The organism is Clostridium sp. DMHC 10 (assembly GCF_001270375.1).
GTDB lineage: Bacteria > Bacillota > Clostridia > Clostridiales > Clostridiaceae > Clostridium_S > Clostridium_S guangxiense.
Window position 1 is genome coordinate 53,871 of record NZ_LGVB01000013.1, and the last position, 13,702, is coordinate 67,572.

General features: G+C 31.9%; 8 protein-coding genes and 3 pseudogenes. 1 reads left to right on the top strand and 10 read right to left on the bottom strand.

What is annotated here, in order from left to right; translation table 11 throughout:
- Window positions 1-11: 11 nt before the first annotated feature.
- The 10 genes and pseudogenes from AGR56_RS01790 to AGR56_RS01835 form a co-directional block, all read right to left on the bottom strand.
- A complete protein-coding gene (locus tag AGR56_RS01790; RefSeq protein WP_053240903.1) occupies window positions 12-1,460 on the bottom strand; it encodes a penicillin-binding transpeptidase domain-containing protein in 1,449 nt (482 codons plus the stop codon).
- Window positions 1,461-2,665: pseudogene (locus AGR56_RS01795) on the bottom strand (FtsW/RodA/SpoVE family cell cycle protein).
- A 10-nt stretch (window positions 2,666-2,675) separates the two neighbouring features.
- Window positions 2,676-3,137, bottom strand: coding sequence for an FHA domain-containing protein (locus AGR56_RS01800; protein WP_231015991.1), 462 nt, complete (start codon window positions 3,135-3,137; stop codon window positions 2,676-2,678).
- Window positions 3,138-3,212: 75 nt separating this feature from the next.
- Window positions 3,213-6,037, bottom strand: a pseudogene (uvrA, locus tag AGR56_RS01805) (excinuclease ABC subunit UvrA).
- Window positions 6,038-6,164: 127 nt separating this feature from the next.
- Window positions 6,165-8,153, bottom strand: coding sequence for an excinuclease ABC subunit UvrB (gene uvrB / locus AGR56_RS01810; protein WP_053240904.1), 1,989 nt, complete (start codon window positions 8,151-8,153; stop codon window positions 6,165-6,167).
- Between the two features lie 341 nt (window positions 8,154-8,494).
- On the bottom strand, window positions 8,495-8,866 hold the full coding sequence (locus AGR56_RS01815; protein WP_053240905.1) for a VOC family protein: 372 nt from the start codon (window positions 8,864-8,866) through the stop codon (window positions 8,495-8,497).
- A gap of 202 nt (window positions 8,867-9,068) precedes the next feature.
- Window positions 9,069-9,455 (bottom strand): carboxymuconolactone decarboxylase family protein, encoded by a 387-nt coding sequence (locus AGR56_RS01820; protein ID WP_053240906.1) that lies wholly within the window; start codon window positions 9,453-9,455, stop codon window positions 9,069-9,071.
- A 7-nt stretch (window positions 9,456-9,462) separates the two neighbouring features.
- Window positions 9,463-10,158, bottom strand: a complete 696-nt coding sequence (locus tag AGR56_RS01825) for a class I SAM-dependent methyltransferase (RefSeq protein ID WP_053240907.1) — start codon at window positions 10,156-10,158, stop codon at window positions 9,463-9,465.
- A gap of 780 nt (window positions 10,159-10,938) precedes the next feature.
- Entirely contained in the window at window positions 10,939-12,216 is a 1,278-nt protein-coding gene (locus AGR56_RS01830) for a PDZ domain-containing protein (protein ID WP_053240908.1), read from the bottom strand.
- A 144-nt stretch (window positions 12,217-12,360) separates the two neighbouring features.
- Window positions 12,361-13,569 (bottom strand): S41 family peptidase, encoded by a 1,209-nt coding sequence (locus tag AGR56_RS01835; protein ID WP_157055640.1) that lies wholly within the window; start codon window positions 13,567-13,569, stop codon window positions 12,361-12,363.
- Between the two features lie 46 nt (window positions 13,570-13,615).
- Here AGR56_RS01835 and AGR56_RS19970 point away from each other — a divergent pair.
- Window positions 13,616-13,702: pseudogene (locus AGR56_RS19970) on the top strand (PTS mannose/fructose/sorbose transporter subunit IIC); the annotation flags it as partial.

A 13,702-nucleotide genomic window follows, 5' to 3' on the forward strand; every position in this document is an offset into this window, starting at 1 on the left:
TCTCTCTCCTTCTACTTGCCCAATGCAGTTCCCATTACCTGTGAAGCAATTTTAGCTGCTGCAATACCACCTTGGCCTCCATCCTCAACTATAACTGCCACTGCAACTTTAGGATTGTTATATGGAGCAAAGCCTATAAACCACGAATGAGGTTTTGCATCTTTTCCATTTTCTTGATGATCTGCCGTACCTGTTTTACCACAAACATCAACGCCTTCTATAGCCGCATTCCCACCTGTTCCTTCTGCAACAACATTTTTCATAAAACTTCTCATTGTAGCCGCAACATCACTTGATATTATGCTTCCATTGCTTTCTCCTTGAATATCTTGCACAACACTTCCATCACTAGCTAATATCTGTTTTACAAGATGAGGTTTCATCATAACTCCATCATTTGCAATAGTACTTGCTACAAGAGCCATTTGCATAGGAGTAGCAAGATCGCTTGCCTGACCTATGGCACTTTGAGCCTTATTTCCCACTTCATAGCTTTTAAGTGTTGGAAATTGACTTTTATCTATAACTATTCCATCACAAGGTATATCCTTATTAAAATAAAAATCTTCTGCTGTTTTCTTTAGCTTGTCATTTCCAAGTTCCATACCTAATGTTCCAAATACAACATTACTTGAATGCACATAAGCATCCTTAAAGCTTATAGTTCCAAAAGACTCTCCATCAAAATTCCTTAAGGATTGTCTTGAATTAAATACAAGTACACCATTGTCATTAAAAGTTCTATTTTCAATTCCAGATATATTTTCAAGTGCACTAATTGCAGTTATAGTCTTAAAGGTAGATCCCGGCGGATATAATCCTGAGACTGCTCTATTTAAAAGTGGTCTACTTGAATCACTATTTAATGAAGACCAATTCGACTGAAGTGCAGAATCATTTGGATCAAAAGATGGTTTTGACACCATTGCTAAAATTTCACCAGTTTTAGGATCTAAGGCTACAACAGCTCCTCTGTTATCACCAAGCGCATCAAATGCCTCCTTTTGAACATTGTAATCTAAAGTAGTTATTAAATCATCTCCATTTTTTTCTTCTGCTTGAACATTACCTTTATTTTTTATGACACTATTTAAAAACTGTGTTAAACTCTCATCCTTTGCACCCATTAAATATTGGTCGTACTTAGCTTCAAGTCCAGTTAATCCATACTTTTGATTTACATATCCAAGTACATGTGCAAATAATGCCCCTCCAGTATAACTTCTTTTCTGAGTAAGAGTATTTACTCTTTCACTGGTCGTTAAAGGCTTTTTATTTCTGTCATATATTGTACCTCTTAAAACTTCATTTCTCTTTGCCCATAACCTTTTATTGTCGGTATTATTCACAATTTTAGGTCCTGTCACCATTTCAAAATATGTTATGTAAGAAATGGTGGCAATAAAGAATATTATAAAAACCATCAAAACCTTTTTTGTATTATTCGAAATATCGTTCATTTATTTTCCTCCCTCTGATATTTTTTGAATTATACCAAGGGCAACAAAAATTATTATCATTGAGCTTCCACCTGAACTAATAAGTGGAAGAGTTATTCCAGTTAAAGGTATCATTCCAGTAACTCCTCCAACTATTACTAAAACTTGTGACGCTATCATTGCACTATATCCTACTGCAAGAAGTCTTGAAAAATTATCTTCTGCATATACCGCTGCACGCATACATCTATAAAAAAGTAAAAAGTAAAGAATCATTATGGCAAATCCCATAAGCACTCCCATTTCCTCACAAATAGCTGAAAATATAAAATCAGATTCACTTACAGGTACAAAATTAGGATATCCAAGTCCAAGTCCTGTACCAAACAATCCACCCCAAGCTATAGAGTACATTGATTGAACCAATTGATAACTTTGATTGGTTTTATACGGCCATGGATTATGCCATATCATAAATCTTAAACGAACATGCCCAAACAATTTATAGCTTAAAAATCCACCAACTATAAATAAAATTAAACACACAACTATGTATTTTAATTTTGATGTTGCTATATAAAGCATTGTAATAGAAATTCCGAAAAATAAAAGAGCTGAACCTAAATCATTTTGCAGTACCATGAAACCTAAACTTACCATTACAACAATGGCTGGTTCTATCAGCTGTTTAAAATTTTTATATCCCTTTAAGGCAGACGCCAGATAGGCAACAAAAAATATTTTCCAAATTCAGAAGGTTGAAATCCCATGCTGCCAATATACACCCAGTTTTTAGCTCCATATTTTGATGTACCATGAATAGTAGCCATTGCCATAAATATCAAGCAAACAACCATATATACATATTTATACTTTTCGTATTTTTTAAGATCTGGAAGCAATACAACAATAAGTATAAATATTGCAATCCCACCTATAAACCAAATAATTTGTTTTACGGCAAGATCTGCCTTAATTCTATATAACATCACCATTCCTATAGATGACAGTATACATGAAAATATAAGTACATACTTGTCTCCATCAGGATAAAATTTTCTAAGTATAAAGTGCGAATATGCCATTAAAAAGCATATTATTCCACATAATACCAGTGCTCCTTTATCAAAAGGATCCTTTATTATAAATAAGTTAAAGAAACAAACTAAGCAAAAAAGGTAAGTATATCTTAATAGCTTTTTCTCTTCCTTCACGCTGTTATACATATCATATCACCTATCCTATTACCTTAAATACAGCACTACCTATTTTTATTTCGTCTCCTGCTTTAATATAAACTTTTTTTTCAACCTTTCTACCATTTAGTATAGTTCCATTAGTACTATTTAAATCTTCCATTATATAATCTGTATTTCTAAGATATATTCTGGCATGATGCCCAGAGACATATCCCTCTCTAAGAATTACAGAATTATCATCTCTTCTTCCTATTGTAGTTTCTCTATTGATTGGTATCACAGATCCTCTTCTTAAATTCCTGTTATCACCAGGGTCTATAACTTCAAGTCCAAAAGTCTTTTTTCTTGAAGGCCTTTTGGAACCTCCATTCTTTATATCCTTATACATTATTCTCAGAGCATACAAAATTATTACATACACTATTGCAATAATTATTATCTTAAAAATCAAGCTTAATTTGCTTAGACTAGCACCAATCGATCCCAGATATAAAAACAAACAAAACACCCTCCTACGCTATAATATCTTTAATAAAGCCAAAGGCTAGCATTTTAGTTACGCTAGCCTATACAATTATAACATTTTTTTTAAGTATTGTCCTGTATATGATGAAGTATTTTTAGCCACATCCTCGGGTGTTCCAGCGCACAAAATAGTTCCTCCTCTTTCACCGCCTTCAGGACCAAGGTCTATAATATAGTCTGCGCACTTTATTACATCAAGATTATGCTCTATAACAACCACTGTGTTTCCTGCATCAACAAGTCTTTGAAGTACCTCTATAAGTTTACTTACATCATATGTATGCAATCCTGTAGTTGGCTCATCCAAAATGTACAATGTCTTTCCAGTTCCTCGTTTTGATAATTCATATGCAAGTTTTATTCTCTGTGCCTCTCCTCCTGAAAGCTGAGTAGATGGCTGTCCAAGTCTTACATATCCCAGTCCAACTTCCATAAGAGTTTCAAGTTTATTCTTTATTCTTGGTACATTACTAAAGAATTCGAGTGCCTCCTCAACCGTCATATTAAGTACATCATCAATATTCTTACCTTTATATTTTATTTCAAGAGTTTCTCTATTATACCTTTTCCCGCCGCAGACATCACAAGGAACATATACATCAGACAGAAACTGCATTTCAATTTTTATTATTCCATCACCTTTACATGCTTCACATCTTCCACCTTTTACATTAAAACTAAATCTTCCTGCCTTGTAACCTCTTACTTTTGAATCCTGTGTTGAAGCATATAACTCTCTTATTATATCAAAAACTCCTGTATAAGTGGCCGGATTTGATCTTGGTGTTCTGCCAATAGGACTTTGATCTATGTCTATAATTTTATCTATATTTTCAATTCCTCTAATTTCCTTATATACTCCTGGGTTTGCTTTTGCCCTATTTAATTTTTTGTTTAGTCCCTTATAAAGTATTTCATTAACAAGAGTACTCTTTCCCGAACCAGATACTCCTGTAACACAATTAAATACTCCAATTGGAAATTTTACATTTATATTTTTTAGATTATTTTCCTTAGCTCCTATTACTTCTATGAACTTATTGTCTAATTTTCTTCTATTATTAGGCACTACTATTTTCCTTTTTCCTGTCAAATACTGACCTGTAATTGATTTACTGCATTTTTTTATATCTTCAATTGTACCAGCAGCAACTATATTTCCACCATGCTCACCAGCTCCTGGTCCCACATCAACAATATAATCCGCAGCCTTTATAGTATCCTCATCATGCTCAACAACTATAACAGTATTGCCAATTTCCTTCAAATGCTGCATAGTGGCAATTAGTTTATCATTATCTCTTTGATGAAGCCCTATACTTGGCTCATCTAGTATATAAAGTACCCCAACAAGACTGGAACCAATTTGAGTTGCAAGCCTTATTCTTTGAGATTCTCCACCCGAAAGCGTTCTGGCATTTCTTGTAAGGTTAAGATAATCAAGTCCAACATCCACAAGAAATTTAAGTCTGCTTTTTATTTCTTTAAGTATTTGATTACTTATTATAACATCCTTTTCTTTAAGCTTTAATTTATCTAGAAATTTAATTTCATCTCTTATTGGCATAGAACTTAATTCAATTATATTTTTGCCACCTACAAGTACAGAAAGCGCTTCTTTTTTTAACCTTGCACCTTTACATTTAGGACATGGCTTATCACTCATATAATTTTCAATTTCCTGCTTTATAGCCTCTGAACCACTTTCCATATATCTTCTTTTCATTTCATTTATTATGCCTTCATATGCATGATAAAATTCCATATTTCTATCATCCTTAACATAATAAACTTTTATTTTCTCACCCTGCGTTCCATATAAAAGTACATTCACAATTTTATTATCAAGTTTTTCAATAGGAGTGTTAACGTCAAATTTATATTTTTTCATAAGCGCCTTAAGTATACAAAATGTCCATGAGTCTTCTTTAAGTCTCCCTTCTCCCCAAGGTGCTATTGCTCCTTCCATTATACTTTTACTTTTATCAGGAATAACTAAGTCTTCATCAATTTCCATAAGTGTTCCAAGTCCATCACACTCATCACATTTTCCGAAAGGTGCATTGAAGGAAAAGGTTCTTGGTGCAATCTCTCCTATGCTTATACCGCAATCTGGGCATGAAAAACTTTCACTAAAAAGCATATCTTCTTTACCAACAACATTTATAATTACAATACCTGAGGATAACTTTAAAGCTATTTCTATTGAATCAGAAAGTCTGCCCTCAATTCCCTCTTTAACAACTACTCTATCTATTACCGCTTCTATATTGTGTTTTTTATTTTTTTCAAGCTTAACTTCTTCATCTTCAAGCTCAAACATCTCTCCATCTACTCTAGCTCTTACATATCCATTCTTCTTGATGTTTTCAATTACCTTTACATGTTCACCTTTTCTCCCTCTTATTATAGGAGATAAAATTTGAATTTTAGTTTTCTCAGGTAATTGCATAACTTTATCAACCATTTGATCAACCGTCTGCTGGCTTATTTCCTTTCCACATTTAGGACAGTGTGGAACTCCTATTTTTTTGCATACAAAAGTCTTAAATAATCATATATTTCGGTTACAGTTCCAACTGTTGAACGTGGATTTCTACTTGTAGTTTTTTGATCAATTGATATTGCTGGAGATAGACCTTCAATATATTCAACATCTGGTTTATCCATTTGTCCTAGGAATTGCCTTGCATATGAAGATAAGGATTCAACGTATCTTCTTTGTCCTTCTGCATAAAGTGTATCAAATGCAAGAGAAGATTTTCCAGATCCTGAAAGACCAGTAAAAACTACAAATTCATTTCTAGGTATTGTTAAATCTACATTTTTTAAATTATGAACTTTAGCACCTTTTATTACAATTTTTTCTTTCATTTCATCACCCGTTTTCCATTTCATTATATAGTGAACCTATTATCCTTTTTTAATTACATTAAAGATTTTCCATAGTGAAATGGAGGAAAATCCTCATTCACTGTGCTCTCTACTCTCTACTCTTCTTTTATTTCTTTGATTTAAGTTCTTTTTTAAGTTTCTTTACTTTATCTCTTAAGTCTGCTGCTCTCTCGAATTGAAGATTCTTAGCTGCCTCTTTCATTTCAGTTTCATACTTTTGTATTAATTCTTCTATATTCTTATTATTGGCCTCTAATGCCTCATTTAAACTATTATATTCCTCTTTTTCCTCTGCAATTTGGGTTATTCCTATAACTTCTCTTATATCCTTCTTTATAGTTTTAGGAGTTATACCATTCTTAGTGTTATAGTCTATTTGAATTTTTCTTCTTCTATTCGTCTCTTTTATTGACTTATTCATAGCATCAGTAATTGAATCTGCATACATTATTACCTTGCTTTCAGAGTTTCTTGCGGCTCTTCCTATAGTCTGTATCAAAGAAGTTTCGGATCTTAAAAATCCTTCTTTATCCGCATCAAGTATTCCAACAAGTGCTACCTCTGGTATATCAAGTCCTTCTCTTAAAAGATTTATTCCAACAAGAACGTCAATTTCCCCCGTTCTAAGTTCCTTAATTATTTTCATTCTTTCCAGAGTATCTATACCTGAATGCATATATCTTGTTTTTATTCCTAATTCCTTTAAATATTCAGTTAAATCCTCTGCCATTTTCTTAGTCAAAGTGGTAACAAGTACGCGAAAGCCATTTTTTATTGTGGTTTTTATTTCACTGTATAAATCATCTATTTGCCCTGTAACTGGTCTCACTTCTATTTCCGGATCAAGAAGTCCTGTAGGTCTTATAATTTGCTCCGCAGTATTTTGAGAATGTTCAAGTTCATACTTAGCAGGAGTTGCACTTACAAACACTACTTGATTTATTTTTTTTTCAAATTCCTCAAATTTAAGAGGTCTATTGTCAAAAGCACTTGGAAGTCTAAAACCATAATCAACCAGAGTATTTTTTCTTGACCTGTCTCCACCATACATAGCTTTAACTTGAGGAAGCGTAACATGACTCTCATCAATAAACATAAGGAAATCATCTGGAAAATAGTCAATTAAAGTTTTAGGCGGCTCTCCAGCTGCTCTGCCATCCAATATCCTTGAATAGTTTTCAATTCCAGTGCAATAACCAACTTCTCTCATCATTTCTATATCAAAATTTGTTCTCTGCTTAAGTCTTTGTGCCTCAAGAAGTTTATCTTCCGCTGTAAGTTCTCTAAGCCTTTTTTCAAGTTCTGTTTCTATTTTATTTATGGCTATCTCTAATCTGTCCCTTGAAGTAGCAAAGTGAGATGCCGGGAATATAACTACATGCTTTAAGGTTCCAAGTACATTTCCTGTTAGCACATCTATTTCCTTTATCCTATCTATTTCATCACCAAAAAACTCAACTCTTATAGCCTTATTTGTAGAACCAGCTGGAAAAATATCCAAGGTATCTCCTCTTACTCTAAAGGTACCCCTCACAAAGTTAATTTCATTTCTTTCATACTGATTTTCAACAAGTTTTTTCAGTACTTCATCTCTATCTTTAGTCATGCCTTCCCTTAAAGAAATTGACAATTTTTTATATTCATCAGGATTACCAAGACCATAAATACATGAAACTGAGGCCACTATTATGACATCTTTTCTTTCAAAAAGAGCTGAAGTAGCGGAGTGTCTTAATTTATCTATTTCATCATTTATAGATGAATCCTTTTCTATATAAGTGTCAGTTTGAGGTACATAAGCTTCAGGTTGATAATAATCGTAATATGATACAAAATACTCAACACTACTCTCAGGAAAAAACTCTCTAAACTCTCCACAAAGCTGTGCTGCCAAAGTTTTATTATGTGCAAGCACTAAGGTTGGCTTTTGAACTTTTTCAATTATATTAGCCATAGTAAAAGTTTTTCCAGATCCCGTAACTCCCAAAAGAGTTTGAAATTTATCCTGATTCTTTATCCCCTCTGCAATACTTTCTATTGCCTGAGGCTGATCCCCTGTAGGCTTGAATTTTGAATGTATTTTAAAAACACCCACTATAATTTACCTCCATCAAACATTTGTTCGTATTTAATTCTAATATTACTTTTTTATATTGTCAATAGACTTATAAAAATATTAGAAAGTACCTGAAAAATTAAAGTAACAAACACTAAAGTTTTACAAGTAATCTATATAAAACAAGAGCAGAGAGTAGAAAGTAAAGAGTAAAGAGTAGAGTGAAGGATGATTTTTCTCCGCTATGCTTCGAAAAATCTAAAACTTAATGCTTGCGCATGGCATAAAATGCAGTGTTCAGCGCAGCTGAACAAATTAAGTTCTAAGATTTACCTGAGAGAAACGAAAGGTAAATCAACATTCACTCTACTCTCTACTCTCTACTCTTTACTCTCTACTCTATCATTAATTGGTGTTGTTATTTCAATATGATTCCCCTCACTATCCTCAAATTCTGCCACCCAATTTGCTCCTATTTTAGTTAATGGAAATACTATTTTTAGTTTTGATAATTTACTTTTTAATATGCCAATACTATCAACTTCTAAACTTGGCAAACAGTTGCTTCCAAAAGTATGTTTTTCATTCATTTTTTCATAAGCAAACAATCCCAAACGAAAACCATTAATATCAAAGACACTATAAATCTCATCATGAACAGCTACATTTTGTTCAAGTAAATCCTCATAAAAAGCAATCGCTCTATCCATATCTGTAACACAAAGATAGAGCGATTTAATGTTACAATTCATACACTATAACTCCTTTTTTATATATAATCTAGATTGTGCATTAGGTTAAATTCCAGTTTACTAGTCCAATGGGCTATCACACTAAGTATAAAAAATTGCAAACTAATTAAAGTTAAAAAATTAGTCTTTTAACGAGCATGGCAAGTTAAAACCCTTCATTATTATGATTGCTTCGCAATTTTTTTAGTGTGACAACATCTTATTAGATTTTATTTTTTTCTAAATTCATTTCTTTTATTCTTTTCTCTGCAGCTTTAATTGCTTCAGTACCAGCTTTACAGAGCACATTAATTCCTTTTACAATTGTTACAATTACAAATGCTTCTGATAACTCCTCCATAGTTAAACCAGCCTCTACCGCCGCAACAGCATGCGCCTTTGCACCACTTACTTCATCATCTAAACTATCCAATATAGTAAAAATTAATTCTCTTGTTTTTTTAGGCAAGTGACCATTTTCAATAGCTTCACGCATCACTAAATATCCTTTTAGTCCATCCGGACAGTATTTAGTAAGCGCATCCGCAAACGGTGGATTCCATTTCAATTCATCCTTGTAATATTTAAGTATGCTTTCAACATCATTCATAATTAATTTACCTCAATTCTATTTTATAATCCTCAATAGTTGTACGTCTATCCGCCCTAATAAAGTATCCACATTTATACCAATCTAAGTATTTCAATTCTACTTTCCATCCTCTTTTAATATATTCATCAGTAATTTGCTTAGGTTCAAGCTTATTCCTCATTCTACTATTATCCTTCATATACCATCCCATTTGCCTTATGCCTTTTGTAACAATTCTAGTTATATCGTCAAAATACCTATCAGTATCTTCAACGAACATAAATACATCTCTACTAACTAGAAAATCTATACTATTAGAGCTAAATATACTACTAATGTTACTAATATTAGATTGAATAAACTCAAATTTCTTTTGACTCTTAATATCTGTCAATTCATTTATGCAATCCTCATCGCAATCCAGACCATAAATTTTATCAACTTTATCTTGCTTTAATAAATATCTACTTAAAAAAGCGCCGCCGCAGCCTAAATCAACAATCTTTCCATACAAATCATTATAATATGAATAAATCTTATTATTATAAAATTCTTCAGCACATTTTCTATCTATAATCACTTCATTACCGCAAAAGCCGCATTTTAATTTTATGGTAAACCCAGTATCAAGCCAAGGATGATGTTCATTTTCAAGAATACTGCATTCATTTCCGCATTTGCAGTAGGTTCCCCATATAGTAAAGTCGTGCTCTTTAAACATATGTACACCTCTTTTCTTTGTACACTCATCAATCTGGTAAAAAGTTAAAATGACTAATACCAAATTGATCCTTACAAACTGAAATTTGAAGCAGAGTAGAGAGTAAAGAGTAGAGTGATTGTATAAACAATGGAAATAACGTAACACTTAGTACGCAAAGTATATAAATAAAGAATATATTTAAACTAATCTCTCTTTTCCAAAAAAAATCAATTCTACTTTTTTATTAAAATAGATTGATACTATTCTTACTATTATCCATATTGGTATCAAGAAAATGAACAAGACTTGTTTTTCTAAGCAAATCCCCATATTTTAAGCTTCACTTCCTATTTAATTAATAATATATTTATTATAAAATATAATTCAACGCTATTCAATTATTTTACATAAATAACTGTAACTAACTCTACCAATAAAAATAAATTTCTGATTTATAACTCCTATCTCGCGACTTTTAACAAACAACTTCATCAAGCTATATACCCATCAGTGATGTTTGCCCTCAGTAAACGAGCCTTTGCAAGTATTCTAAAAATCCCTGTGCCAACCATACCAGTCCTATATAAATTACATGCAAAAAAAACGTTAAGGCAAAGTGAAAATATTGAAGGAACAGTTTAAATAAATTCTTATAAATCTTAGTTCAAATTCCAAAAAAACTTAGAGATTTCAATCTGCCTGAGCCAAAGGCGAGTTATTGAAATCTCTTAGTATTTTTAGAATTTGAACTTTAGATTTATTAAATTTATTTAATGTTCCAAGATATTTTCACTTTGCCTATTTTTTCTTTGCCTTTTCTAGAATGTCATCAAAGGATTCACTGTCAACCTTCATAACCCTACTGCCTTCTGGCACAATTTTAGGTACAAATACTAATCCCAGTTTTTTAGTGCTATTCATATTGTTATAACTTACCTCACTTAGCTTACCTTGTACATTTTTTATTTTAAGCCATATATAGTTAGTAACATTTGATAATGATTTCAGAATATCCTCTTCATTAACTATTTTTGTATCGTTTAACTCAACAAGTATATCACCACTTTTTATCCCCATCTCGTATGCAGGTGAATTGGGCGCAACTTCAAGAACCATTATTCCTTCGTCATTATTTATATATCTTGGTTTTCCGGACATCTCCATGTACATTTGAAGCCTAAGCATAATTTCATGCATTGCAGGAGCTAAAATACATAACAGAAATTGTTCAAATACATTGTTTTTGAGTAATAAAGATAATATAAGCAAAACGCTGCCATAAGAAATTATACTTATACCAGATGAAATAATTTTCTCGGTCTTTGTTTTAGTAAATGTGTAAGTGCTATAGCCTAATATTCCGTAAAATGCTCCAAATCCTATTGCAGAATCCTTTAATATAGTTAAAGAACTACCTTTTATAAAGCTCCAAACTTGAGATGCTGTCATTTGCGGAATATACGTAAAATCTTGACTAGTTAGCATAAATAACATAGCTACAGGCAAAAGCCAATATCTTTTAAATGCAAAACCACCTATAATTTTATTATCTCTATTTGTAAATACAGGAATGACACCAGATTTTCCATCAAGCAAAACAAGAATTCCTTCAACAATATGTAATATGGCGACCATGCACATAAGCATATTTACATCCACCTGCAAGTAACTTATATAACTCACATCTACTCCATTTGCTGCCATACCACTAATCGTTAAACTAACAATTCCAACCAGTGCTCCTGAATATGAAAAGCATATAAATCTGCTTTTCATTAGCATCAAAAATATTGATATTATAAACAACAAGAATATTGCACCATCATCTTTAAAAACCACACCAAAACACGATAGTAATACACTGCCTAAAGTACCTGCAAGCATTCCCAAAAGTATTTGAGACAATGTAAGTTCCAACGGAGATTTTAAACTATCTCCTATAATCATTTTTTGCATGAGTGTTGTTTTTGTATTTCTTCTGTAAAATATAACTGTCATTATTATAAGAATTAGCACATATGATGGCGTCAAAATAGCCTTCGATAGTGCAATTAAAGTATTCATTATAATATTCATTAATGCAAAATTCTCCTCTCCAAAATGTTTGAACTATAGTAAAATCAGCTGAACTAAAAACTATACATGCACCATAGTCACTGGAAGGTTGTGTTTCGGAGCATATATAGTTTAAATTTTACTGAAGTTTTAAATGGCTTATCTCTACTTAGTTTTAGATTTTATTATTTCAAATGCCTTTTGAAATTGTGGGTCTACATTTCTATCATAAACTTTATCCTTAAGACTATCCGGATATTTTATTTCTATGTCTGGTTTTATTCCTTTATGATGTATATATTCACCATTAGGAGTATAATATTTTGCTATTGTAACTTTAAGTTGAGTATTATTTCCAGTATCAAATACATTTTGCACTATACCTTTTCCAAAAGTTTTTTCTCCAACTAGTGTTCCTATCTTATAATCTCTTACAGCTCCAGAGAAAATCTCCGATGCACTTGCTGTTCCACCATTCGCTAAGACAACTAATGGCATACCTATATAATTTCCACCTTTAGATTTAAATTCTTCCTTAGCTCCATTTTTATCAATAGTTGAAACTATAACCTTATTTTTAGGAACAAAATTTGATGTAACGTCAATGCATGAAGTTAAAAGTCCACCTGGATTATCTCTTAAATCAATTACAAGAGATTTCATTCCTTTTGATTTTAACTCAGCCATTTTCTTGTTAAAATTTATGCCAGTATTTTCATCAAACATTTGTATCTGTATATAGCCCACTTTATCATTTAGCATTTCTCCAGTTACAGTATTCATAACTATTTTTTTTCTTTTAGCTGTAACATCAAAATTTCCTTTGCTTGCTCTATACAAAGTCAGTGTAACAGAAGTTCCTTCTTTTCCTTTCATCATTGACACAGCTTTATCAAGCTCTTTTCCAGAAACATCTTTTCCATTTATTTTAAGAATAATATCTCCGCTCTGTATTCCTGCTTTCTTAGCTGGTGAATCATCAAATGGAGCTACAACTGTTACCTTATCGTTTTTAGATTCAACTTGCATTCCAAGTCCTACATATTCTTGACCCTGGATTTGAGAATTAAATTCTTTTGTTTCTGCTGCATCCATATAAACTGTATATGGATCATTAAGCGATGATGTCATACCTTTTATTGCCCCAGTAACAAGAGTACTGTCATTAATTTTTCCGTTATAATACTTATACAACTGATCTCTAATTGCAAACAATTTTTTAAACTTCATTATCTCATTATATGTATTTTTATCAATGACAACATTATTTCCTGAAGAAACAGTTAAAAGTTTACTTCCCCAAAATAAACTTAGTGCATTAGTTAGCAAAACTATAACAACAGTTATTGCAATCCACTTTTTCTTATTATCAATTTTTTTCAACATCTTCACCATCCTGAATGCCAATTTTATTTATATGATTATTTGTCGTACAATCGCTACAGCATTTGTACATTTTATGGATGCTGCTGCTAGAGAAGGCAATATCAGAAAAGTTGAAATGTGG